Annotated in this window: 20 protein-coding genes and 5 pseudogenes; 4 read left to right on the forward strand and 21 right to left on the reverse strand. The window is 68.9% G+C overall.

From position 1 onward, the window contains the following. From MBEBAB_RS15215 to MBEBAB_RS15225, 3 genes and pseudogenes are all read right to left on the reverse strand, one after another. Window positions 1-862, reverse strand: a pseudogene (locus tag MBEBAB_RS15215) (ArnT family glycosyltransferase); the annotation flags it as partial. Beyond that, window positions 862-1056 (reverse strand): hypothetical protein, encoded by a 195-nt coding sequence (locus MBEBAB_RS15220; RefSeq protein ID WP_021698026.1) that lies wholly within the window; start codon window positions 1054-1056, stop codon window positions 862-864. The pseudogene MBEBAB_RS15215 and the gene MBEBAB_RS15220, both read right to left, overlap by 1 nt. Window positions 1057-1064: 8 nt before the next feature. Beyond that, window positions 1065-1523: an ArnT family glycosyltransferase gene (locus tag MBEBAB_RS15225; RefSeq protein WP_021698027.1), complete on the reverse strand. Its 459-nt coding sequence runs from the start codon at window positions 1521-1523 to the stop codon at window positions 1065-1067. Window positions 1524-1676: 153 nt separating this feature from the next. On the opposite strand from MBEBAB_RS15225, the gene MBEBAB_RS10810 reads away from it, so the two are divergent. Beyond that, the gene (locus MBEBAB_RS10810; RefSeq protein WP_021698028.1) at window positions 1677-2108 is read left to right on the forward strand and encodes a hypothetical protein; all 432 of its coding nucleotides are present in this window, start codon (window positions 1677-1679) and stop codon (window positions 2106-2108) included. Window positions 2109-2253: 145 nt separating this feature from the next. Here MBEBAB_RS10810 and MBEBAB_RS10815 read toward each other — a convergent pair whose 3' ends face one another. The 3 genes from MBEBAB_RS10815 to trhA all read right to left on the reverse strand — a co-directional run bounded on the left by MBEBAB_RS10815 (window position 2254) and on the right by trhA (window position 4055). Continuing rightward, window positions 2254-2613 (reverse strand): hypothetical protein, encoded by a 360-nt coding sequence (locus MBEBAB_RS10815; RefSeq protein ID WP_021698029.1) that lies wholly within the window; start codon window positions 2611-2613, stop codon window positions 2254-2256. Further along, window positions 2610-3272: a polyhydroxyalkanoate synthesis repressor PhaR gene (phaR, locus tag MBEBAB_RS10820; RefSeq protein ID WP_021698030.1), complete on the reverse strand. Its 663-nt coding sequence runs from the start codon at window positions 3270-3272 to the stop codon at window positions 2610-2612. Before phaR ends, MBEBAB_RS10815 begins: the two co-directional genes overlap by 4 nt. Before the next feature lie 78 nt (window positions 3273-3350). Then, the gene (gene trhA / locus MBEBAB_RS10825; protein ID WP_045319222.1) at window positions 3351-4055 is read right to left on the reverse strand and encodes a PAQR family membrane homeostasis protein TrhA; all 705 of its coding nucleotides are present in this window, start codon (window positions 4053-4055) and stop codon (window positions 3351-3353) included. 150 nt (window positions 4056-4205) lie between these two features. Here trhA and MBEBAB_RS10830 point away from each other — a divergent pair, with 150 nt between their 5' ends. Beyond that, entirely contained in the window at window positions 4206-5381 is a 1176-nt protein-coding gene (locus MBEBAB_RS10830; protein ID WP_021698032.1) for an acetyl-CoA C-acetyltransferase, read from the forward strand. A gap of 3 nt (window positions 5382-5384) precedes the next feature. Here the strand turns inward: MBEBAB_RS10830 and MBEBAB_RS10835 are convergent, their stop codons facing one another. Beyond that, window positions 5385-5582, reverse strand: a complete 198-nt coding sequence (locus MBEBAB_RS10835; protein ID WP_045319218.1) for a hypothetical protein — start codon at window positions 5580-5582, stop codon at window positions 5385-5387. A 111-nt stretch (window positions 5583-5693) separates the two neighbouring features. After that, a complete protein-coding gene (locus tag MBEBAB_RS10840; protein WP_045319219.1) occupies window positions 5694-6365 on the reverse strand; it encodes a YiaD family glycine zipper/OmpA-like lipoprotein in 672 nt (223 codons plus the stop codon). A gap of 206 nt (window positions 6366-6571) precedes the next feature. On the opposite strand from MBEBAB_RS10840, the pseudogene MBEBAB_RS10845 reads away from it, so the two are divergent. Next, window positions 6572-7464, forward strand: a pseudogene (locus MBEBAB_RS10845) (isopenicillin N synthase family dioxygenase). A gap of 63 nt (window positions 7465-7527) precedes the next feature. On the opposite strand, the gene MBEBAB_RS15230 reads toward MBEBAB_RS10845, so the two are convergent. The 6 genes from MBEBAB_RS15230 to MBEBAB_RS10870 all read right to left on the reverse strand — a co-directional run bounded on the left by MBEBAB_RS15230 (window position 7528) and on the right by MBEBAB_RS10870 (window position 13895). Beyond that, the gene (locus MBEBAB_RS15230) at window positions 7528-8478 is read right to left on the reverse strand and encodes a vWA domain-containing protein (RefSeq protein ID WP_052516791.1); all 951 of its coding nucleotides are present in this window, start codon (window positions 8476-8478) and stop codon (window positions 7528-7530) included. Next, window positions 8388-9383 (reverse strand): TadE/TadG family type IV pilus assembly protein, encoded by a 996-nt coding sequence (locus tag MBEBAB_RS15235; protein WP_158332140.1) that lies wholly within the window; start codon window positions 9381-9383, stop codon window positions 8388-8390. The genes MBEBAB_RS15230 and MBEBAB_RS15235 overlap by 91 nt, the downstream gene beginning before the upstream one ends. 197 nt (window positions 9384-9580) lie before the next feature. Then, window positions 9581-11443, reverse strand: a complete 1863-nt coding sequence (locus MBEBAB_RS10855; protein WP_045319223.1) for a M2 family metallopeptidase — start codon at window positions 11441-11443, stop codon at window positions 9581-9583. Window positions 11444-11537: 94 nt separating this feature from the next. Next, the gene (gene mtgA / locus MBEBAB_RS10860) at window positions 11538-12230 is read right to left on the reverse strand and encodes a monofunctional biosynthetic peptidoglycan transglycosylase (RefSeq protein WP_021698040.1); all 693 of its coding nucleotides are present in this window, start codon (window positions 12228-12230) and stop codon (window positions 11538-11540) included. A gap of 37 nt (window positions 12231-12267) precedes the next feature. After that, window positions 12268-13002, reverse strand: a complete 735-nt coding sequence (locus MBEBAB_RS10865; RefSeq protein WP_021698041.1) for a pseudouridine synthase — start codon at window positions 13000-13002, stop codon at window positions 12268-12270. Further along, window positions 12999-13895: a class I SAM-dependent methyltransferase gene (locus MBEBAB_RS10870; RefSeq protein WP_021698042.1), complete on the reverse strand. Its 897-nt coding sequence runs from the start codon at window positions 13893-13895 to the stop codon at window positions 12999-13001. The genes MBEBAB_RS10865 and MBEBAB_RS10870 overlap by 4 nt, the downstream gene beginning before the upstream one ends. A gap of 97 nt (window positions 13896-13992) precedes the next feature. Here MBEBAB_RS10870 and recQ point away from each other — a divergent pair. Further along, window positions 13993-15884 (forward strand): annotated as a pseudogene (recQ, locus tag MBEBAB_RS10875) (DNA helicase RecQ). Here the strand turns inward: recQ and MBEBAB_RS10880 are convergent. The 7 genes and pseudogenes from MBEBAB_RS10880 to sucC all read right to left on the reverse strand — a co-directional run. After that, window positions 15845-16747, reverse strand: a complete 903-nt coding sequence (locus tag MBEBAB_RS10880; RefSeq protein ID WP_021698044.1) for an alpha/beta fold hydrolase — start codon at window positions 16745-16747, stop codon at window positions 15845-15847. The pseudogene recQ and the gene MBEBAB_RS10880 overlap by 40 nt on opposite strands. A 46-nt stretch (window positions 16748-16793) precedes the next feature. Then, window positions 16794-17054: a hypothetical protein gene (locus MBEBAB_RS10885; protein ID WP_021698045.1), complete on the reverse strand. Its 261-nt coding sequence runs from the start codon at window positions 17052-17054 to the stop codon at window positions 16794-16796. A 177-nt stretch (window positions 17055-17231) separates the two neighbouring features. Continuing rightward, window positions 17232-17633: a hypothetical protein gene (locus MBEBAB_RS10890; RefSeq protein ID WP_148291511.1), complete on the reverse strand. Its 402-nt coding sequence runs from the start codon at window positions 17631-17633 to the stop codon at window positions 17232-17234. Between the two features lie 55 nt (window positions 17634-17688). Further along, window positions 17689-19221, reverse strand: coding sequence for a 2-oxoglutarate dehydrogenase complex dihydrolipoyllysine-residue succinyltransferase (gene odhB / locus MBEBAB_RS10895; protein ID WP_021698047.1), 1533 nt, complete (start codon window positions 19219-19221; stop codon window positions 17689-17691). Window positions 19222-19304: 83 nt separating this feature from the next. After that, a pseudogene (locus tag MBEBAB_RS10900) lies at window positions 19305-22324 on the reverse strand (2-oxoglutarate dehydrogenase E1 component). Between the two features lie 209 nt (window positions 22325-22533). After that, window positions 22534-23436 carry a succinate--CoA ligase subunit alpha gene (gene sucD, locus MBEBAB_RS10905; protein ID WP_021698049.1) on the reverse strand — a complete coding sequence of 301 codons (903 nt, stop codon included), beginning with the start codon at window positions 23434-23436 and terminating at the stop codon, window positions 22534-22536. Between the two features lie 53 nt (window positions 23437-23489). Further along, window positions 23490-23779 (reverse strand): annotated as a pseudogene (gene sucC, locus MBEBAB_RS10910) (succinate--CoA ligase subunit beta); the annotation flags it as partial.

The following is a 23779-nucleotide window of genomic DNA, read 5'->3' on the forward strand; positions in this document are numbered from 1 at the left end:
CGGCGATGGCGGCGGCGGCCCCGGCCTCGTCGGTGATGCGCGCGGCCGAGCCGAACAGGAACAGCACGCTGGGCTGGCTGTAGCCGGTCACCGCCACCGGCCCGGGCAGGCGCCCCTCGACCGGGTGCAGGCCGGTCTCGATCATGGCGGCCTTGAGGCGCGGCGAGACCCACAGGGGCTCCAGATTGCGCATCAGGCCCGCAAGGCTGGCGTGGGCGAGGATGCCGAGGGCCAGCGAGATCAGGACCGCCGCCACCCCCATGCGGTGATACAGCAGGAAGCCGCCGATGGCCGCCGCCGCCAGGGTCAGGCCGATGGTGGGCGTGGCCCAGGCCTGGGACGCCTCGCCGCCGAACTCGGACAGGGCGTAGAGGGCCGCGCCCAGCACATAGACCCCGCCCAGAACCGCCAGCGCCGTGCCGGCCCAGCGCGAGACCCGGCTGAGAGGACGGGTCAGGGACGCGGCCGCCAGCCAGGTCACGGCGCCGTACAGCGGCAAGGTCTGGTGCCACATGGGGTCGGGCGCCAGTTCGAACAGCAGCCAGGCCGGAACCAGCCAGGCCACGGCGAAGCGCACCCCCGGCTCGGCCCGGCGGGTCAGGCCGGTCTCCAGGGCCGCGGGCAGCATCAGGGTCAGGGGGAACAGCAGCAGGGGCGCCAGCAGCAGATGCCGCCCGGGCAGGCCCCAGTCCGCCTCGCCGCGGATGATCCGGGCCAGGATGTTGTCGTTCAGGGCGTGGCGCCAGACCTCGCCGTCTGTGGAGACGGTGGCGGCGATGGCCCAGGGGCCGAGGATGAGCGCCAGCAGGGGCAGGCCGCTCAGCCAGCCCAGCCGTCGCATCCAGGCCCAGCGCCGATCCATCAGGCCAGGGTGACCAGCGCCAGGCCGACCACCAGCGGGGCGGTCAGGCCGCCCACCAGTATCGCGCCGCCCAGCGCGCCCCAGACGACCAGCTTCAGGGGCCGGGGCAGGCGGGGCGGCGGCCCGCCGCTGGCCGAGGCCTCCGCCTCGCCCTCGCGGGCCAGCACATACAGGCGCGCCAAAGCCGCCATCATCAAAGTGATCAGACCGGCCAGCAGGGCGTTGGCCTGGCTACGCCCGCCAGGGTGGACATCAGGAAGGCGCCGCCCAGCAGGGCCCCGGCCAGGAACCCGGCGCGGGCGCCGAACAGCACGGACGCCCCCCAGGCGCAGGCCCAGGCCGCCAGCATCGCTCCCAGCAGGGACGGCAGGCGGTAGGGGCGGATGTCGCGGTCCTGGACGTCGGAGGTCAGGGCGGTGGCGGCGGCCTGAAACCAGTGCAGGCCGACGGCGGTGCGGATGCGGTCCTGGTCGTCGGCGCGGGTGTCGATCCAGTCGCCCCGCTCCAGCATGCGGGCGCTGACCTGGGCCGTGCGCGCCTCGGTGCGGTCCAGCACGGGGGTCATGATCAGGCCCGGCAGACCCGCGATCAGAGCGATCAGGGCCGCCAGCGCCGGGCCGCGCCAGCCGAGGATCAGGCGGTCAAGGTCGGGTCGCTGCATCGTCGTTCCTGTATCACGCCCGCGCCCGCCGTCTCCAGAAATCCTTTCCTCGCGTCACAAGCGAAGCCGTGGCGAAACGGATCGAACGGCGGTATTAACCCTTATGAACGGGCGCCGCCGCGCCTGACCTGAAACGATCCGAGGGGGACGACCATGCTGATCGCCTTGCCGCTGCTGGCCATTCCGGTGCTGCTTTACACCCTGATCGTGATCTTCGGCATGGATGGAGGATTCACCGCCGCCGGCGCCGACGCCGCGCTCAGGGACTCGCTGTTCACCATTCCCATGACCTCGGGCGCCACCTGGACCGTCGGGCCTGGGGATCTGCTGATCCTGTTCTCGCTGATCCTGCTGTTCTTCGAGCTGCTGAAATCCACGTCCAGCCAGAAGATCGCGATCATCAATCACGCCCTGTCGATGATCCTGTTCGTGGTCTGCCTGATCGCGTTCCTGCTGCTGCGCGGATTCGCGACCTCGACCTTCTTCCTGATCACGGTGATGGTGCTGCTGGACGTGCTGGCCGGGTTCATCGTGACCATCATCAGCGCGCGCAAGGACTTCGACATCGGCACGGCTGCGGGCTGATCCCGGCTCAGCCGAAGGCCAGGAAAACCAGGGCCACGGCGAGAACGTCAAAGGCGCGGGCGGCGAGGGCGGTCATGGTCGGCAGTCCCTGAAGGCGGAGGTCTCCGTTCAGGACTGCAAGGACCGGGCCAGACCGGGCGTTGGATCAGATGTCGGTGCGGGTGGTCTTTCCGGGTTTCGGGCGCCGGTCGCCGGACCCAGAATATTCGGTCCCGAGATAGCTGCCGCGCGCGGCGTCCAGCACCGGCGGACCCCCCTTGAGGCCTTTGCGGGCCCCGGTCTGGCCGATCATCTGGGCGGCGAAGACCGAAGGCTGGACCGGGTTCGGCGGCTTTGGCGCGGGCGCGGGCTCGTCGGCGGGCGCGGGTTGGTCATCTGAGGGCACAAGGGCGCGCGCGGGGCGCGGCTCGCCGTCGCGCCGTTCGTCCCCCTGACGGCGGTCGCCGGTGCGGCGCTGGGGGCCGCGCGGCTCAACCGGGCCGACAGGGCGCACCGGACCGGTCATTTCCTGCCGGGCTCCCCGGTCTGGGCCCCGGCCAGACGGTCCAGCTGGGCGCGCATCTCCTCCATCTGGCGTCGCATCTCGTTCAGGGCGGCGTCGCCGGCGGCGGGCGCGGCTTCGGCGGGCTTCTCAGGCTCGACCTTGGGCGCATAGGCCATGGGGGTGAACATCTTCATGGCCCGCTCGAACATGGCGATGTTCTGTTTCACCTGCTCGTCGAACATGCCCACACCCGGCGTCGCCCCGAAGGCGCGCGAGAACTGGGAGCGGAACTGCTCCTGCTGGCGCACGAAATTATCGAGAGACAGCTCCAGATAGCTGGGCAGGACCGACTGCATCTGGCCGCCGTAGAAGCCGATCAGCTGGCGCAGGAACTGGACCGGCAGCAGGGCCTCGCCCCGGCTTTCCTCCTCGAAGATGATCTGGGTCAGGACCTGACGGGTCAGGTCGTCGCTGGTCTTGGCGTCATAGACCACGAAGTCGACGCCCTCGCGGACCATGGCCGCCAGATCCTCGAGCGTCACATAGGCGCTGGTGGCGGTGTTGTAGAGACGCCGGTTGGCGTATTTCTTGATGACGACGGTGTCGCCCCCAGACCTGTCGCCCTTGCCGGTCTGGGCCTTGCTGGATTTCTTGCCGACTTCCGGTTGGGTGTCCGCCACGCTGTCACCGTCTGTTGTTTTTCGAACGGGGCATTATCCCGCAGCGCGGCGCCGGACGCCAGTGCATTGCGAAATGGCTCAGACGGGCGCCAGAACGACACCCACGAGGATCGCGGCCCAGTGGGTTCCGGCCCCGGCCACCACGAAGCCGTGCCAGATGGCGCGGCGGAACTTGACGCGCTGGTTGATGAAGATGAAGACCCCGGCGGTGTAGATCAGCCCGCCCGCCACCAGCAGGGTCAGGGCCACGGGGTGGACGGTCTCGATCATCGGCTTGAGCGCGAACACCGCCAGCCAGCCGAACAGCACATAGACCCCGCTCCAGAAGGCGTCGGAGATGCGCGGCGCAAGCATCTTGGCGAACACCCCGGCCAGGGCGAAACCCCACACCAGGAGCGTGAAGCCGATGGACCAGGCGCCCTCGAACCGCAGGACGGTGAAGGGGGTGTAGCTGCCGGCGATCATCAGGAAGATGGCCGCCTCATCCATGCGCCGCAGCACCGGGCGCGCGGCGCAGGGGTGGGTCAGGTTGTAGACGGTCGAGCAGGTCAGCATGGCGATCAGGCACAGGGCGTAGATCGCCGTGGCCATAGCCGTGCCGACTCCGCCGTAAACCGCCGACAGCACCGCCAGGATGACTCCGCCGACGGCCGCCAGGGCCAGGCCGACGATGTGCACCCACTTGTCCGCCAGCCGCTCGGCGCGCGTGCGGTAATGCTCCGCCATGTCCTGCTCGTCGGGCGTGCGGATGTGCGTGGCGAAGCGGCGGAACAACATGAGCATGACCTTTTCAAGCGGCGAAACGCGCCTATTGTTCCCGCCCAGCATGGCCCTGACATGGTGACGATCCGCTGAATCGACGGCTTTCGGGTGACGAAACGCTCCCGTTGAGGCAGAACCGCCACACTGAAATTCCTCCCGGAGTGAAATCCCATGTCCGACATCGTCATCGTCTCGGCCGCCCGCACCCCCGTCGGCTCCTTCCTCGGCGCACTGTCCTCCCTGCCGGCCCATGAACTGGGCGCCGTGGCCATCAAGGCGGCGCTGGAGCGCGCGGGCGTGAAGCCCGAAGAGGTGGACGAGGTGATCATGGGCCAGGTGCTGCAGGCCGGCGCCGGTCAGGGCCCGGCCCGTCAGGCCGCTGTGGCGGCGGGCGTGCCGGTGGAGTCGCCGGCGTGGAGCCTGAACCAGCTGTGCGGCTCGGGCCTGCGCGCGGTGGCCCTGGGCCTGCAGCAGATCACGGCGGGCGACGCGAAGATCGTGGTGGCCGGCGGGCAGGAGAGCATGAGCCAGGCGCCCCACGCGGCCAATCTGCGCAACGGCCAGAAGATGGGGGACCTGTCGTTCACCGACACCATGATCAAGGACGGTCTGTGGGACGCCTTCAACGGCTATCACATGGGCCAGACCGCCGAGAACATCGCCGACAAGTGGTCCATCGCCCGCGCCGACCAGGACGCCTTCGCCGTGGCCAGCCAGAACAAGGCCGAGGCCGCCCAGAAGGCCGGCAAATTCGACGACGAGATCGCGCCGGTGACGATCTCGACCCGCAAGGGGGACGTGGTGGTCGACAAGGACGAGTACATCCGCCACGGCGCCACCATCGAGGCCATGGAGAAGCTTCGCCCCGCCTTCGCCAAGGACGGGTCGGTGACCGCCGCCAACGCCTCGGGCCTGAACGACGGCGCCGCCGCGGTGGTGCTGATGACGGCGGACGAGGCGGCCAAGCGCGGGCTGAAGCCGCTGGCGCGCATCGCATCGTGGGCCACGGCGGGCGTGGATCCGGCCATCATGGGCACGGGCCCGATCCCGGCGTCGAGGAAGGCGCTGGCCAACGCGGGCTGGTCCGTGGGCGATCTGGACCTGATCGAATCCAACGAAGCCTTCGCCGCCCAGTCCCTGTGCGTGGTGAAGGAGTTGGGCCTGGACACCGCCAGGGTGAACGTGAACGGCGGCGCCATCGCCATCGGCCATCCCATCGGCGCCTCGGGCGCGCGGGTGCTGACCACCCTGCTGCACGAGATGAAGCGGTCCGGCGCGAAGAAGGGCCTGGCCACCCTGTGCATCGGCGGCGGCATGGGCGTGGCCATGTGCGTGGAGGCGGTCTAGCGCCTAGCGGTCGATCGAGGCCCGGAGCACGGGGGCGGCGTCAGGCTCGTCCAGCAGGGCGGGCAGGACGGCGCCGCCCGCGCCGATGACCAGGGCGGCGACGATGAAGGCGGAGACCACGGCCACGCCGGTCAGGCGAAAGCCCTCCCAGACATCGTCGTCATCGTTGTGGTGATCCATGCCGCCTCCGGGCTCGCCCATGGGCGAACGCTGGATTCAGAACAGCATGAGCGCGGGCTGCTTCGCAAGCGCAACCAAAGGAAAAGGCGGCGGTTTCCCGCCGCCTTCGCCATTTTCACGCAACTGTGTTGATCAGTTCGCCGTCAGCGGCCGGATCAGGATCTCGACGCGACGGTTCTGGCTGCGGCCGTCCACGGTGTCATTGGACGCGATCGGATTGCGCGAGCTGGCGCCCGCCACGTACAGGCGCTCGCGCATCACGCCTTCGCTGATCAGGAACTGGGCCACCGATGCCGCGCGCCGTTCCGACAGGGGCTGGTTGATGTGGTCGCCGCCCGTGGAGTCGGTGTGGCCGATGATGTCCACCACCGAGCGGTCATACTCGTTCATGACCCGCGCCACGTCCGCCAGGACGGGATGGAAGCGCTGGTTGATGTCGGCGCTGTTGGTGGGGAAGGTCACGTCGCCGGGCATGCGCAGCACCAGGTTGTCCCCCTGACGCGCCACGCCGACGCCGGAGCCGGACAGTTCAGCCTCCATGGCGCGCTGCTGGCGGTCCATGTACTGGCCGATGGCCGCGCCGCCCAGGGCGCCGACGCCGGCGCCGATCAGGGCGTTCTTGCGGCCCTCTTCGGAATTGTTGGTGTTGGTCAGATAGCCCAGCACGGCGCCGCCCAGCGCGCCGGCGATGGCGCCCGTCGCGGTGTTGTTGCGCGGCGCGTCGGTGCGATAGGGGTCGGTGGTGGTGCAGGCGGCGGCCAGCAGGGCCGCGACGCTGACGCCGGCGATCATCTTGATGTTCATGAGGGTAGTCCTTCCAGGGTTTCTTGAGTGACCCAGCCACTGGAACGCCTGGCGAAAGGCCAAGGTTCCGGTGCGGCCGCTTGAAGCGAAGCCATAACGACCTTTTGCCATCGGGATGATGAACGGCGTAAGACGGCCTTCGTTCACCTCCGCGAGATTTCCCGTGACCGACAGCGCCATCATTCCCGTCTCCATGACCCGCTTCGATGCGGAATTTCAGGCTTTGCCGACGACCTGGGGGCGTCCTTCGCCCGCTACGGCTTCGCGTGGTGGCGGACCACGGGCTGGACGAGGCGGTGATCGGGGCGGCGCTGGACGACGCCAAGGCCTTCTTCGCCCTGCCCGACGGGGTCAAGCGGGCCTATCACCAGCCCGGCACCGGCGGGGCGCGCGGCTACACGCCCTTCGGCGTCGAGGCGGCCAAGGACGCCAAGGCCGTGGACCTGAAGGAATTCTGGCACGCCGGGCGCGAACTGCCTGAAGGGCACCCCTACCGCAAATACATGCGGGACAACGTCTGGCCCGCCGAGGTCCCGACCTTCGAGGCCCACGTCTACGGGATGTTCCAGGCGCTGGACGCCCTGGGCGGCAAGCTGCTGCGGGCCATCGCGCGGTACCTCGAACTTCCCGACGACTTCTTCGCCGACAAGGTGGCGCTGGGCAATTCGGTGCTGCGCCTGCTGCACTATCCGCCGGTGCCAGCCGACGCGCCGGGCGTGCGGGCCGGAGCCCACGAGGACATCAACGTCATCACCCTGTTGCTGGGCGCCGAGGAGGCGGGGCTGCAACTGCTGGACCGGGACGGACGGTGGCTGTCCATCGCGCCGCCGCCGGGCGCCTGGTGGTCAACATCGGCGACATGCTGCAGCGCCTGACCAACCATGTGCTGCCGTCCACCACCCATCGGGTGGTCAATCCGGCGCCGGAGCGGCGCGGCTTCTCGCGCTACTCCACCCCGTTCTTCCTGCATTTCGAGCCGGAATACGAAATCCGCACCCTGGACAGCTGCGTCTCGGCCGACAATCCGGATCGCTATCCGGAAGGGATCACGGCCGAGGACTATCTGCTGCAGCGCCTGCGCGAGATCCGGCTGCTCTAGACCGAAATCGGTTCAGTCGGACGCCTTCCGACCGGGCTCAGATTTCGGTCCCGTTCAAAGGCTCTAGCGGGCGATGCGCAGGTCCGAAATGCTGCGGGCGATGGCGCGGAAGGCCTCGCGCAGGTCGGTGTCGCCGCTGGGCAGATAGACGTGATCCGCGCTGGTGGCGCAGGACTCGATGACCTCACGGGCGGTGTCCACCACATTGGGGGTGTCGTCGTTCGCGTTGGCGACGTCCAGACCCACCGTATAGATGATGATGTCCTCATCCTTCATGGCGTCGCACAGCTCCACCGCCTGCTGGAAGGGGCTGCCGTTCTGGGCGTCACAGCGGTTGTGCCAGTTGGTGTCGCCGCTGCCGGCCCCGGCGTTCTGGGCGATGACGCCGTCGCAGTAGGGCGTGTTGAACTCGCCGTCGGTCATCATCACCACGACCTTGAGCAGGTTGTTGGAGCCGTAAGCTGCGGCGCGGTTCATGGTGCTGGGCCACAGGCTGTTGAAGTTGGGGGAAACCGCGTACCAGCCCCAGGCCAGCCCCACCTGTCCGGCGGTGGAGCCGCCCGCCGTAAGCTGGCCGATCTGCTGGGTCAGATAGGTGCGGTCGCTGGTCAGGGGGACCAGGGCGTTGGACGGGCAGTTGTTGCCGGGAATCGGATAGTTGGCCCCCACACGCGCCTCGGCGGGCGAGCGGTCGGTGTAGGCGTCGGCCCCGGTCCGTTCGCTGACGCAGGTGCTGATCTGGCTGGTCCGCTCCGCGCCCCATCGACCGGTGTAGGTGAAGTACTGGCAGCCATAATCCGCGCACCACGCCGTGCCGCCGGACGAATAGCTCTGGCCGCGCGGGTTCGAGCCGGACAGCACGAAGGTGTTGGCCGTGCGGTCGGCCACGACGTAGGTCGTGTCGTTCAGGGTGTTCAGGCCGTTCACATTGAAGATGCGGACCTGGCCGCCGTTCTGGAACCCGTGGTTGTTCGAGGTGATGGTGACGGCGCAGTCGTTGCGCTGGCACTCCACAACCCGGCCGTTGCCCCAGTAATTTCCGTAGGATAGGGATTGATGTCCTGGCCGGACGCGGTCTGCAGGCGGAAGGTGTTGGTGTTCACGCGCCGGACCCGGAACGCCTGATCATTGATCTGGGTCATGCCGCCCACGTCCCAGACATAGACGAAGTCGCCGGTCTGGAAGCCGTGGCCGTTGGAGGTGACCGTGATGCGGCTGTTGCTCTTCGAGATCGCGGAGATCGTCCGGGTGGATCCGGTGGACCAGGCGGCGCCTGTGATGTTGCGGCTGGACGGCGGTGTTCCGCGCGCGGCGTTGGCCATGGAGCCGAGGTTCACGCCCATGGCATACGGAATGATCGCCGCCTTGGAGTAGTAGGGCGTCTGCTGGGTTTGCACGACCAGCTCCACCAGCTCGGTGGCGGAGTCGCGCAGGGTGGCGATGCGGCTGCCGGCCATGGACCCGGTGATGTCCAGCACCAGGGCCACCTCAAGATTGGTGGACGAACGGAGCACCTCGGATTCCACGCCCACCTGCACCTGATCCTCCAGGACCTGGCCGTAGGGGGGCAGGAAGATGTTGGCCACCAGGGTGTCCACGTCCACCTTGGAGTTCGCGATCACCGCGCCGTCTTCGGTCAGGTGGAAGGTTGTAAGGTCCTCGCGCAGGGCGATCTGGGGATAGGCCTGAAGGTTGGCGCGCAGGGCGGCCATGCCTACGGTCGTGATGCCGGCGTCGTCCATGTGGGATGACCGGGCGGCCGCCAGGGCCGCGGCGTCCAGAGCGTCCTGTAGATTGGCGCGCACGGTGGAGATGCGGTGCACGTCCACGCCCACCAGGGCGGTCATGGCCAGCACCGGCAGGGCCAGGGCGAACATCATCGCCACGCCGCCGTGCCGGGCGCGCGCGAAGCTGCGCATCAAACGCGTGAAACCGCCCAGCCGCGTCGCCATGCGCCGGAACCCCCGCATCCGTGGCGGACCTCATGTCCGCGTCAGACGCCGAGAATGGACGATCCAGGTAAAGAAAAGGCTCAACGGGCTGGGTTAACGCCCGTCACCCATCCCGAAAAAAAGGGTGTCCCGTCCGCCCGGGCGAAGGCGGACGGGATGATCCGTCAGGCCTCCCAGCCGCAGTCCTGGCCGCGGTTCTGTTCGGTCAGCCAGGTGTCCAGCGGGGCGAAATACTGGGCCACCGCCGTGGCGTCGTTCTCGGGCGAGCCGGTGAAGGCTTCCATGGCCCGGGGCCAGGGCTGGGACATGCCCATCTCCATCATGGCGTTGAAGCGCCGACCCACTTCCTCGTTCCCGTAGACCGAGCAGCGGTGCAGCGGCCCGTCCCAGCCGGCGATGTCGCAGGCCGCGCGGTGGAACTGGAACTGGTAGATGTGGGCCAGGAAGTAGCGTGTGTAGGGCACGTTGCCGGGCACATGGTACTTGGCGCCGGGGTCGAAGGCGTTGTCCGGGCGCGGTCCGGGCGGGACCAGGCCCTGATAACGCAGCATATTGGCCGACCAGGCATCGTTGTATTGCGCCGGCGTCGTCGCGCCCGACTGCACGTCCCAGCGCCAGCGATCGACCATCAGGCCGAACGGCATGAAGGCGATCTTGTCCATGGCCATGCGCAGCAGGAAGGTGATGTCCTCCTCCTCGCCGGGGACGGTGTCCAGCAGGTCGATCTGGCTCAGATAGGTGGGCGTGGCCGCCGACAGGGCCGCGAAATCGCCGATCGCCTCGTGGAAGCCGTCGTTGGCGCCGTTGCGGAACAGGAAGGGCTGCTGGTTGTAGGCGCGCTGGTAATAGTTGTGGCCCAGCTCGTGGTGCATGGTCTGGAAGTCTTCGGCGTTGACCCGCGTGCACATCTTGATGCGCAGGTCGTCCACATTGTCCAGGTTCCAGGCCGAGGCGTGGCACACCACCTCGCGCCCCTCGGGTCGCGTGATCTGCGACCGCTCCCAGAAGGTGTCGGGCAACGGGTCCAGGCCGATGGAGGTGTAGAACCGCTCGGATGTGCGGGCGATCTGCTCGGCGTCATAGTCCGCCGCCACCAGCAGCTCGGTCAGGTCGACGGTGGATTCCGGCAGGTTGGCGGGCGCCACCACGTCATAGATGTTGCCCCACTGCTGGGACCACATGTTGCCCAGAAGATCGGCGCGGATCGGGCCTGTGGCGGGCTGGACCTCGTCGCCGTAACGCTCGTTCAGGCGGGCGCGCACATAGCAGTGCAGGTTCTCGTAGAACGGCTGGACCTGGGCCCACAGCCGATCGGTCTCGGCGGCGAAGGCGTCCGGGTCCATGTCATAGCCCGAGCGCCACATGGCGCCGGTGTCGGCGTAGCCCAGCTCGCGCGCGCCCTCATTGGCGACCTCCACCAGCCGGGCGTAGTCCTCGGCCATGCCGGGAGAGATGGTGCGCCAGCCCTCGTACATGGCGCGGGTCACTTCCGGATCGCGGGATTCGGCGATGATCTCCTCGGCCTCGTTCAGGGTCAGCTGGCGGCCCTGGTATTCGAAGCGGCCTGTGGCGTAGGTGGAGTCCAGGCGCGTGGCGATCTCGGCCAGTTCAGCCGCCGCGCCGGGGCGGTTGGGGGCCGGCATGGTCAGGCCCTGGCGCAGGATGTCCAGCTTGCGGCGGGTCTCGGGATCGGCGTCCACATCGTTGAAGTGGGCCGCGGCGTTGGCCAGCTCGACGCCCAGCTCGGTGTATTCGGTGTTGGCCCGGGCCTCCAGCCACATGGTGTCGTGGATGATGTAGGTGTTGCGCACCCAGGCCACGCGCGCGGCGTATTCGGCCACGTCCGTGAGGCGGGCTTCTGCGTCCAGCACGAAGGCGCGCGCGCCCTCCGGCGTGGCGGGGAAGGCGCTGGTCGCGGCGGTCGGGGCGGGCGCCGGGCCTTGCGCCTGGGCCTCCATGCTCGCGCAGGCGACGAGGCCCGTGGTGAGGGCGCAGGCCGCCGTCGCGGCCATCAGCAGGCGTTTCATCTTGATCTCCTTCATGGAGCCCTGAGCCGGCCCCTTTGATGGCGCGCATGGGAAGCGCCGCCGTGCGTCCCGTCAAGCCTCGGCCGTCAGGGTCTCAATCCAGAACGCAGTTCGCCAGACCATCGTTGCGGACGGTGCCCATGGCGGCCTGAATCTGGCTTGCGCGACGACGCACATAGGGGCCGGGACTGGCGGCCTGATAGCGGCGCGGACTGGGCAGGATGGCCGCCAGCCGCGCCGCCTGGGAGGCGCTGAGATCGGCCGCCGAAACGCCGAACCAGTGCCGGGCCGCCGCCTCGGCGCCGTAGACCCCGGGCGCCCACTCGGCCACGTTCAGATAGACCTCCATGATGCGGCGCTTGGGCCAGACCGTCTCGATCAGCACGGTGTAGCCCGCCTCAAGTCCTTTCCGCACCCAGCTGCGCTGGGGCCACAGGAAGACGTTCTTGGCGGTCTGCTGACTGATGGTGGAGCCGCCGCGCACCTGACCGCCGCGCCGGTTGCGCTCCAGCGCCTGTTCGATGGCCTCCATGTCGAAGCCCCGGTGCGAACAGAAGCGCGAATCCTCGGCCGCGATCACCGCCCGCACCAGATGGGGCGAGATGTGGTTCAGGGAGCGCCAGCGATAGTCGACGCCCTCGCCCTCGATCACCCGCGTCAGCATCAGCAGGGTGGTCGGGGGCGGCGCCACGGCGTGCATCAGCACCCCGCCCAGCGGCAGCAGCAGAATGATCAGGGCCAGGATCAGAAGAGGCCGCCCCCGCCGCCCCTCTCGTTCTTTTGTCATGGGGCATTGATACGCGAGCCGCGCCGGGCGGCAAGCGTCAGTCGAACACCCGCGCCGCCTCGTCCGGCGCCAGCAGCCGCCACTGACCCGGCTCAAGATCGTCGGGCAGGGTCAGGCCGCCGACGCGCTCACGGTGCAGGGCCTCCACATGGTTGCCCACGGCGGCGAACATGCGCCGCACCTGATGATAGCGGCCCTCGGTCACCGTCAGCCGCGCTTCGGTGGGTGTGATGATTTCCAGCTCCGCCGGGGCCAGCGGCTTGGCCTCGCCCTCCAGCATCAGTTCGCCCGAGGCGAACAGGGCGCCTTCGGTCCCCGCCAGCGGCCGGGCCAGCGTCGCGCGATAGACCTTGGCCACATGGCGCCGGGGCGAAATCACACGGTGCAGGAAGTCCCCGTCGTCGGTCAGCAGCAGCAGGCCCGAGGTGTCCTTGTCCAGTCGCCCGATGGTGGATATGGCCGGGTCGCGCCGGCGCCAGCGGTCGGGCAGGACGTCGTGGACGAGGGCCCCGTCTTCCTTGTGGGAACAGGTCATGCCCAGCGGCTTGTTCAGCAGCAGCACCAGACCCGGCGGCGGGTCCAGCGGCGCCCCATCGATCTGCATGCGCTGCGACAGGTCAGGGGTCACGGGGATGCGTTTCGACACATCCGCCACGTCCACGCCGTCCAGCACGATGCCGCCCGCCTGCGCCAGCCGCCCGATCTCGGTGCGCGACCCGTAGCCCATGTTGGACAGCAGCTTGTCGATACGGGACGTCTGGGTCTTGCTCACTTCACCGCCTCGAACACCTTGTAGCCGCCCTTGTCCGCCACGGGCCGGACCCTTGCGAAGGCGGCGTTCAGTTCGGCCTCGTAAGGCAGGTGGCGGTTGGCCACCATCCACAGCACGCCGCCCTTTTTCAGCATGGCCGCCGCCTTTCGGATGAAGGCCTGACCCAGCGCCTTGTCCTCGGCCCCGCCGTCGTGGAACGGCGGGTTCATGACCACGAAGTTCAGCTCCGTCAGGTCCATTGTCCGGGCGTCGGCCCAGTGCAGACGTACGCGAGGGTCCTCCACATTGCGCCGCGCGCACTCAACCGCCCGCCGGTCCAGATCGATCATGTCCAGGCTGGTCACGGCGGGCGAGGCCAGCGCCACGGTGGACAGGGCGCCGAAACCGCAGCCCAGGTCCGCACCCGCGCCCTTCAGAGCCGGGAGGCTGGCGGCCAGCAGGGCCGTGCCGCCGTCGATGCGGTCCCATCCGAACACGCCCGGCTGGGACCAGGCGTCCAGCCCGGGCACACGGCGCGCCGCCCCGGCCTCGATGGCGGCGTCCAGCCCGGTGACGTCCCGGGGCCGCACCAGCTCACAGCGCCGGTGGTGGGCCTTGGCGCTCTCGACGGGCTCCAGCCCGAACTCGCGCAGCTCCTTGCCCAGGCGCGACCCGCCCTTGAGCTTGGGCGCCATGACGTCCAGCCGCCCGCCCGGCTTCAGCGCCTGCAGGGCCAGCGCCAGCACATACCGCCGTTCCAGCACGCCGGGGGGCGCGAGGATGGTGGCGGCATCCAGCGATCCGGCCGAAACCTCCGCCAGATCGGCCGAGCCGGGGATCAGGGGCGAGGTCTGGACGGCGTCGGCGGGCGGATCGAACACCGCCGGGGGGCGGCCATAGAGAATGCTGGTCATGGCCGCGCTATAGCCGGTCCGCCGCCGCCTGCGAAGCGATGGGGATGATCCGTCCCGCCGCCGTGACACCCCCGCCCGCATCGGGCACAAGCGCTCCATGCTCGCCGAATCCCCCCCGCCCGCCGCCGCGCCCGACATGGCGCGCGCCCGCGAGACTCTGGAACGGGTCTGGGGCCACGCGGATTTCCGCGGGCTACAGGCCTCCGTGGTGGAGCAGGTTCTGGCCGGGCGCGACGTGCTGGCGGTGCTGCCCACCGGCGGCGGCAAGAGCGTCTGCTATCAGATCCCCGCCATGCTGCGCCCCGGTCTGGGCCTTGTCGTCTCGCCCCTGATCGCCCTGATGACCGATCAGGTGGAGGCGCTGAAGCAGCAGGGCGTGCGCGCCGCGCGACTGGATTCCGGCGTGTCGCTGACGGACCGCTCGGCCATCTGGGATGCGGCGCGGGCGGGCGAGCTGGATCTGCTCTATGTGTCGCCCGAAGGTCTGGCCCAGCCCCACATGATCGATCGGCTGGCCAGCCTGCCGCTGGCCCTGATCGCCATCGACGAGGCGCACTGCGTGTCCCAATGGGGCCATGACTTTCGCCCCGATTACCGGGATCTGGGGCGGCTGGCCGGGATGTTCCCCGGCGTGCCCCGCATCGCAGTCACCGCCACCGCCGATGCGCGGACCCGCGACGACATCCTGGCCTCCCTGCGCCTGTCCGACGCCGCCGTTTTCGTGGACAGTTTCGACCGGCCCAATCTGCAGCTGATCGCCGAGCGCAAGGTCAACGGCTCGCGGGCCCGCACCGACGCGCGGGTGGTGGAGCTGGTGGGCGAGCGAAGCGGCAAGTCGGGGGTGGTCTATTGCGGCTCGCGCGACGGCTGCGAGCGGCTGGCGGACCAGCTGAGACAGACGGGCGTGCACGCCATCGCCTATCACGCGGGCATGGCGCCGGCCGAGCGCGACAAACGGCTGGAGCGGTTCCTGGCCGAGGACGGGGCGGTGATGGTGGCCACCATCGCCTCGGCATGGGGGTGGACAAGCCGGACGTGCGCTTCGTCATCCACGCCGATCCGCCGGGCAGCCTCGAGGCCTACTGGCAGGAGATCGGCCGGGCGGGCCGCGACGGCGAACCGGCCGAGGGCGTCACCCTGTACGGCCCCTCCGACATCGCCTGGGCCCTGCGCCGCCTCGACGGCCGGCCCATGGACGAGACGGTCAAGCAGGTGCAGGTGCGCAAGGTGCGCCAGCTGTTCGCCATGCTGGACGGCGCCGCCTGCCGGCCCCAGGCGGTGCGCCGCTACTTCGGCGAGACCGACGCGAAACCCTGCGGCCAGTGCGACGTCTGCCTCGATCCGCCCCAGACCCATGACGCCACCGTGCAGGCGCAAAAGGCCCTGGCGGCGGTCCAGCGGCTGGACCAGCGCTTCGGCCGGGGCCGGGTCATCGACCATCTGACCGGCCGCACCAAGGATGTGCAGGGCTGGGAGACCGCCCTGTCCACCTGGGGCGTGGGCGCCGACATCTCGCCGAACGGCTGGCGCGAGGTGATCGACCATCTGCTGTTCGAGGGCCTGCTGGAGGAAGATCCCAACGAGGGCAAGCCGCTCCTGCGGCTGGGCGATCCCGAGGCGGTGCGCGGGGTGTATCGGGGCGAGCGCACGGTGGAGGTGGCCCGCGTGCCCCTGCGCCACGATCCCACCACCCGTTCGGGCAATCCGCGCCAGAGGGGTGCGGGGGGTGGCCGTCAGAGCCGCGCTGCGGTGCTGGAGACCCTGCCGGCCGATGTGCGCGAGCGGTTCGAGGTGCTGCGCGCCTGGCGCCGCGACCGGGCCGCGGAACAGCACGTGCCGCCCTATGTCATCTTTCAGGACCGCACCCTGCTGGAGATCGCCATGACCGAGCCCGGCTCGCTGGACGCCCTGTCGCGGGTGTCCGGGGTGGGGCAGGGCAAGCTGGACCGCTACGGGCGGGCGGTGCTGGACGTGCTGGCCGCAGGCTGAGCAAGGAACCGCTCCACCGCCGCCATGAACTGTCGGGGGCGGTCGATCATGACCATGTGCTGGGCGCCCTCTATGCGCACGAAGCGGGCGGCGCGCCGCAGACGCAGGAAGCCCTGACGAAAGCCCTGGTCCACCTGATGGCGCGGGCTGTCGGTGGCGTCGCTCCAGCCATAGACCACGGTGACCGGAGCGATGACGCGGGCCAGGTCGGCGCGCAGATCGGTGGTCATGACCTCATAGATGCCCTGGGCCAGCACGCGCCGGTCGCCGCCCTGCCAGCCCATGGCGTGCACCACCGCGTCGGTCGCCCCGCCCAGACGCTCGCCCACCGCGCCAGCCTGTTGCCGTAACACCTGGTCGCCCAGGAACAGCACGGCGGTGCGCGCCACCTCGGCGATGGGCGCCACATCGGCTGCGGTGGCCCGGGCGTTGATCAGGGAGGGGAAGAAGGGCGAAGCGTCGACCACCATCACCCGGCCCACGCGGCCGGGCGCGTCGGCGGCCATCTTCAGGGCGATCTGGCCGCCCATGGAGTGGCCGATGACAGCGGGGCGCTCCAGCTCCTGCTCGGCCATGTAGCGGCGCAGCTCATCGGCGATGGCGGCGGTCAGCGGGCCGCGGGCATTGGCGCCCGGCGCGGTGTCGCCGAAACCGTTCACCGCCACCACATGCACCCGGTAGCGGTTCTGCAGCGCCCGCGCGGTGTCATCCCAGACGGCGGGGGTGGAGGCCAGGCCGGGGATCAGGATGACGTCGGGACCGGCGCCCCTTGCGGTCACGGCGATGCGCTCGGACTGGAAGGCCTGGGCGGAGGCGGGCGCGGCGAAGGCGAGGATCAGAAGGGTCAGGATGAGACGGGCCATGACCGTCCCTAACGTCCGATCACGGCGAACGGGTGACGAAGCGGTGTCAGGCCAAGAACCGCAGCACCAGCGGCAGGCCCATAAGCAGGGCCACCAGCAGGACGATGGCCAGGGGCGCGAAGCGGCGGCGCACCGAGACGCTGCGCCGGGCGCCCAGCATGCCCGCCGCCGCCCAGGGTGCGGCCAGCACGCCCAGCGCCAGTCCCAGGTCCCGCGCCGGGAGGTCGCCGGTCCCGGGAAGATCGTCGGGCTCGCCTGAGATGAACTCGCCCGACTGAACCCTGGCCAGAATGGCGCGGGCGTCCAAGCTTCGTCCTCGGGCGCCATGACGCGAAGACCGCCGACAGCGCGCTGCATGAGCGGGTCCATGCCGATCAGGTGATGATCCGCCACCTCGGCCCGGATGCCGGCCGAGCGCAGCAGGCCCGCGGCCAGTTCGGCCTCGTGCAGATCATGGAAGCGGCCGACCTCGATGGACATGGCCTCAGGATAGCACACCCATCCACCACAGGCCCACGGCCAGAACCGCAAGGGCGGCGTAGAACCCCACCACGATGATGGCCCCGTCGCGGTTCCTGACGTCCTCCGGGTGGCTGGCCGGATAGAACCGCTCGGACCACAGGCAGAATGCGCCCTGTTCGATCACCACCATCACGGCGATCAGCGCACCCCAACGGTTGGAAAGAACCAGGCCCAGCGCCGCAGTGGCCAGCAGCAGGGCGTCCAGATGCAGCCAGGCGCTCACGACACGCTCGATGCGCGGAACGGGTTTGAGGGTGATGCCCGCCAGGGCCCGGTCCATCAGGGCGTTCATGCGCGCGCGTCGCCAGCCGGCCAAACCGGCCAGTCCATAGACCGCCCCCAGCATCCACGCCGCCCACTGCATGGGGCGACGCTAGGTGGGCGGGCTCAGCGCGGCGACTGACGGAATCTGTCGGGGATCAGAGGTCCAGCAGGAAGCGCTGGGGATCCTCGAGGTTTTCCCTGATGCGCACCAGGAAGGTCACGGCTTCCTTGCCGTCCACGATGCGGTGATCGTAGCTGAGGGCGAGGTACATCATCGGGCGGATCTTCACCTCGCCGTTCACCGCCACCGGGCGCTGGACGATGTTGTGCATGCCCAGGATGCCGGACTGGGGCATGTTCAGGATCGGCGTCGACATCAGCGAGCCGTAGATGCCGCCGTTGGTGATGGTGAAGGTGCCGCCCTGCAGCTGGTCCAGGGTCAGGTCGCCGTCGCGGGCGGCCTTGCCCAGGCCGGCGATGCCCTTTTCAATTTCAGCCAGGGAGAGCTGGTCGACGTCGCGCAGCACAGGCACCACGAGGCCCTTCTCGGTGCCCACGGCCACGCCGATGTCATAGTGGTTCTTGTAGATGATGTCCGTGCCGTCGATCTCGGCGTTGACCGCCGGGATTTCCTTCAGGGCCGCGACCACGGCCTTGGCGAACAGGCTCATGAAGCCGAGCTTGACGCCGTGACGCTTCTCGAAGCTGTCCTTGTAGGCGCTGCGCAGGGCCATGACCGCGCTCATGTCCACCTCGTTGAAGGTGGTCAGCTGGGCGGCGGTGTTCTGGGATTCCTTCAGGCGCCGGGCGATCGTCTGGCGCAGGCGGGTCATCTTGACCCGCTCCTCGCGCGGGCCCGTGGCGCGGGGCGCGGACGGGGCGGCGGGGGCCGGAGCAGCAGCAGCGGGCGCGGCTTTCGGGGCGTCGGCGGCGGCCAGGGCGTCGCCCTTGAGGATCCGGCCGTCCTTGCCCGACCCATCGATGGCCTTGGGATCCAGATTCTTCTCGGTCACGATGCGCTGCACCGAGGGCGACAGGTGGGGGGCGTCCCCGCCCTTGTCGGTCACCTGGGCGCTGCCGGCGTTGGCGGCGGGCGCCGAGGGGGCAGCGGCAGCGCCTTCGCCGGCGGCCACCTTGCCGATCACCTGACCGGGGGTGACGGTGGCGCCCTGTTCGGCGGTGATCTCGGCCAGCACGCCGTCGGCGGGGGAGGAGACCTCCACGGCCACCTTGTCGGTCTCGATCTCGACCAGGACCTCGTCCTTCTTCACCGCGTCGCCGGCCTTCTTGAGCCAGGCGCCCATGGTTCCTTCGGCCACGCTCTCGCCCATGGTGGGGGTGGTCAGGTCGATGGTTTCGGTCTTGCCGGCGGCCTTGGCAGGCTTGGCCTCAGCTTTGGCTTCCGCCTTGGGGGCGTCTTTGGCGGGCGCGTCCTTGGCAGGTGCAACCGCGCCGCCCTCGGTGACCTTGCCCAGCACGGCGCCAGCGGTGACCGTGTCGCCTTCACCGGCGGTGATTTCGGCCAGCACGCCGTCGGCGGGGGCCACGACCTCCAGCGAGACCTTGTCGGTCTCCAGCTCCACCAGCAGTTCATCCTTCTTCACCGCGTCGCCGGCCTTCTTGGTCCACTTGGCGACGGTCGCCTCGGAGACGGATTCGCCGAGGGTGGGGGTGAGGATGTCGGCCATGGGAAGGTCCAGTATCTTTCGTGATCAGTCGGGCGAGGTCGGGCGGGCGAAATGGGTCGGGCAGGCGAAGTCGGGCGGGCGGTTCAGGCGAGGGCTTCGGAGAGGAAGGTCTCCAGCTCCTTGAGGTGTCGGCTCATCAGCCTGCGGCGGTGGAGGCCGAGGCGGGACGGCCCACATATCGGGCGCGCCGGGCCTTGATGTCCAGCTTGTCGAGGGTCAGCTCCAGCCACGGATCGACGAAAGTCCAGCCGCCCATGTTCTTGGGCTCTTCCTGGCACCACACCAGTTCGGCGTCGGGGAAGCGGGCCAGCTCGGTCATCAGCGACTTCATGGGCCACGGATAGAACTGCTCCAGACGCATCAGATAGATGTCGTCGACGCCCTTGCCATCCTTTGCCGCCGTCTCGCGGGCTTCCAGCAGGTCGTAATAGACCTTGCCCGAGCACAGCACCACGCGGCGGATGTCCTTGTCGGCCTTGAGCTTGACGTCCGTCGTTTCGGGCCGGGTCTGGGCATCGTCGTGCAGCACCCGGTGGAAGGTCGAGCCCTCGGCCAGTTCGTGCAGGGGCGACACCGCCTTCTTGTGACGCAGCAGCGACTTGGGCGTCATGATGATCAGCGGCTTGCGGAACGGCCGGTGCATCTGGCGGCGCAGGATGTGGAAATAGTTGGCCGGGGTGGTGCAGTTGGCCACCTGGATGTTGTCCTCGGCGCAGGCCTGAAGGAACCGCTCCAGACGGGCGGAGGAGTGCTCGGGTCCCTGGCCTTCGTAGCCGTGGGGCAGCAGCATGGTCAGGCCGCACATGCGCAGCCATTTGCGCTCGCCGGAGGTGATGAACTGGTCGATCACCACCTGGGCGCCGTTCACGAAGTCGCCGAACTGGGCCTCCCAGAGGACCAGGGTATTGGGGTCCGACAGGGCGTAGCCGTACTCGAAGCCCAGCACCGCTTCCTCGGACAGGGCCGAGTCGATGACCTCGAACTGGGCCTGGCCTTCGCGCAGGTTGTTGAGGGGGACGTAGCGTTCCTCGGTGGTCTGGTCGATGACGCCCGAGTGACGCTGGCTGAAGGTGCCGCGCACCGAGTCCTGGCCGGACAGGCGCACCGGGAAGCCCTCGTCCAGCAGACCGGCGAAGGCCAGGCTTTCGGCCGTGGACCAGTCGATGTTCTCGCCGGACTCGATCATCTGGCGGCGGCCGTCCATGACGCGCTTCAGCGTCTTGTGGATGTCCACATCGTTGGGAACGGTGGTCAGGCGGTGGCCATACTCGCGCAGTTTCTCAGCGGGGATGCCGGTTTCGCCGCGCCGCTCGTCGCCCTCGGGCAGGCCCAGGCCCTTCCACTGGCCGTCCAGCCAGTCGGCCTTGGAGGCCTTGTAGTCCTTGCCGGCCTCGAACTGCTCATCGAGGAATTTCTCGAAGGCGGCGATCTCGGCGTCCACGTCTTCCTGGGTCAGCACACCCTCGTCGATCAGGCGCTGGGCGTAGATTTCGCGCGTCGACGGCTGGGCCCTGATCTTCGAATACATCAGGGGCTGGGTGAAGGTGGGATCGTCGCCCTCGTTGTGGCCGAAGCGGCGGTAGCAGAACATGTCCACCACCACGTCCTTCTTGAAGATCTGGCGGAACTCCGCGGCCACCTTGGCGGCGAAGACCACGGCCTCGGGATCGTCCCCGTTGACGTGGAAGATCGGCGCCTGGACCATCAGGGCCACGTCCGAGGGATAGGGCGAGGAGCGGCTGTTCCGCGGGCTGGTGGTGAAGCCGATCTGGTTGTTGATGATGAAGTGGATGGTGCCGCCGGTGCGGTAGCCCTTCAGCCCCATCAGGGCGAAGCATTCGGCCACCACGCCCTGGCCGGCGAAGGCCGCATCGCCGTGGATCAGCAGGGGCATGACCTTGGAACGGTCCAGCGCCCATTCGGCCTCGGCCTTGCCGGCGTTGGCCTCGCGGATGTCGTGGGCCTGCTTGGCGCGCGCCTTGCCCAGCACCACCGGATTGACGATCTCCAGGTGCGACGGGTTGGCGGTCAGCGACAGGTGCACGGTGTTGCCGTCGAACTCGCGGTCCGACGAGGCGCCCATGTGGTATTTGACGTCGCCCGAGCCCTCGATGTCGGACGGCATGGAGCTGCCGCCCTGGAACTCGTGGAATATGACTTCGTAGGGCTTGCCCATGACGGCGGCCAGCACGTTCAGACGGCCCCGGTGGGCCATGCCCAGCACGATTTCATCGACGCCCATGGCGCCGCCGCGCTTGATGACCTGCTCCAGCGCCGGGACCATGGCCTCGCCGCCGTCCAGGCCGAAGCGCTTGGTGCCGGGGAAGCGCTTGTGCAGGAAGCGCTCGAAGGTCTCGGCCTCGATCAGCTTGGACAGGATGGCGCGCTTGCCGTTGGCGGTGAAGGTGATCTCGCGATCATTGCCTTCCTTGTCGCGGCCCTCGATGCGCTCCTGCAGCCAGGCCTTCTCCTCCGGCTCGGCGATGTGCATGTACTGGATGCCGAGATTGCCGCAGTAGGTCCGGCGCAGGATGGCGATGATCTCGCGCAGGGTGGCGTTCTCCATCCCCAGCACATTGGCGATGAAGATCGGCCGGTCCATGTCGGCCTCGGTGAAGCCCCAGAACTCGGGCGTCAGCTCGGGGTTCTGGATCGGCGGCTCGATGCCCAGCGGGTCCAGATTGGCCTGAAGGTGGCCGCGGATGCGGTAGGCCCGGATCAGCATCAGGGCGCGGATGGAGTCGTGGGCGGCGGCGCGGATTTCGTCGCCGGTGACCGAAGGGGCGGTGGCGGAGGGGGCGGCGGCCTTGGCTGCGGGCGTCTTCGGATCCGCCTTGGGCGCGGGCCAGCGGCCGTCCATGGCGCCCAGTTCGTCGGTGGGCTCGGTCACGGGCTTGCGGCCCCACGACCCGGCCCCGGCGGCTTCCTTCACCAGATCGGCGCGATCGCGCAGCTGATCGAAGAAGGCGCGCCATTCGCCCGAGACCGAAGCGGGATTGTCGGCCCACTTCGCATGAAGTTCTTCAATGAACCCGGCGTTGGCGCCGTAAAGGAAGGAGGTCTCGGCAAAGACCTGGTTCAGCCGACCCGCATCGTCCGCCATCGTATCGCTTCTCGTCCCTTCGGACGCATCCCTTCAAGGCCCGGATCGCACGTCTGCGCATGGGGAGGGGCGTCGGGGGTCATATAACCGCTGTTTCCTTACGGGTCATGACCGCAAGGTGGCGAGACGCGGATATTTTTCGTTTTGCCGGACAAAAACGCCCCCGGCTTGCGGCCGGGGGCGTCCTAGGGCGGAGTCCCGCAAGGAAATCAGCCCTTGAGGACTTCCATCAGGGTCGAGCCGAGGCGGGCCGGGGAGGGGGAGACGCGGATGCCCGCCGCCTCCATGGCCGAAATCTTGGACCCGGCGTCGCCCTTGCCGCCCGACACGACCGCGCCGGCGTGGCCCATGGTGCGGCCCTCCGGGGCGGTGCGTCCGGCGATGAAGCCGACCATGGGCTTCTTGCGGCCCTTCCTGGCTTCGTCGATCAGGAACTGGGCGGCGTCCTCTTCCGCGGCGCCGCCGATTTCGCCGATCATGACGATGGACTTGGTCTCGTCGTCGGCCAGGAACATCTCCAGCACGTCGATGAACTCGGTGCCCTTGACCGGGTCGCCGCCGATGCCGACGGCCGTGGTCTGGCCCAGACCCTCGTTGGTGGTCTGGAACACCGCCTCATAGGTCAGGGTGCCCGAGCGCGAGACGATGCCCACATTGCCCTTCTGGAAGATCTGGCCCGGCATGATGCCGATCTTGCATTCCTCGGGGGTCAGCACGCCGGGGCAGTTGGGGCCCAGCAGGCGGGACTTCGACTTTTCCAGCCGCGCCTTGACCCGCACCATGTCCAGCACCGGGATGCCCTCGGTGATGCAGGTGATGAAGGGGATTTCGGCCTCAATGGCCTCGATGATGGCGTCCGCCGCGCCCGCCGGGGGCACATAGATCACGCTGGCGTCGGCGCCGGTGCGCTCCTTCGCCTCGGCCACGCTGGCGTAGATGGGCAGGGTCTCCTCCTCGGAGCCGTGCCAGGTCTCGCCGCCCTTCTTGGGATGCACCCCGGCGACCATTTTCGTGCCGTAGTAGCGCAGCGCCTGTTCCGTATGGAAGGTGCCGGTCTTGCCGGTCAGGCCCTGGACGATGACCTTGGTGTTCTTGTCGACGAGGATGGACATTGGGGAGCGGTCTCTGAAATGGGGGTCAGTCGGCGGACGATTACGGAGAGGGGCTAGCCCACCGCCGCGACGATCTTCTGGGCGGCGTCGTCCAGGTCGTCGGCGGCGGTGATGGCCAGGCCGGATTCGTTCAGGATTGTCTTGCCCAGCTCAACATTGGTGCCTTCCAGACGCACCACCAGCGGCACCTTCAGACCGACTTCCTTCACCGCGGCGACCACGCCCTCGGCGATGACGTCGCAGCGCATGATGCCGCCGAAGATGTTGACCAGGATGCCCTTCACATTGGGATCGGCGGTGATGATCTTGAAGGCCGCGGTGACCTTTTCCTTGGAGGCGCCGC

Source organism: Brevundimonas abyssalis TAR-001 (assembly GCF_000466985.1).
In the GTDB taxonomy this organism is placed as follows: domain Bacteria; phylum Pseudomonadota; class Alphaproteobacteria; order Caulobacterales; family Caulobacteraceae; genus Brevundimonas; species Brevundimonas abyssalis.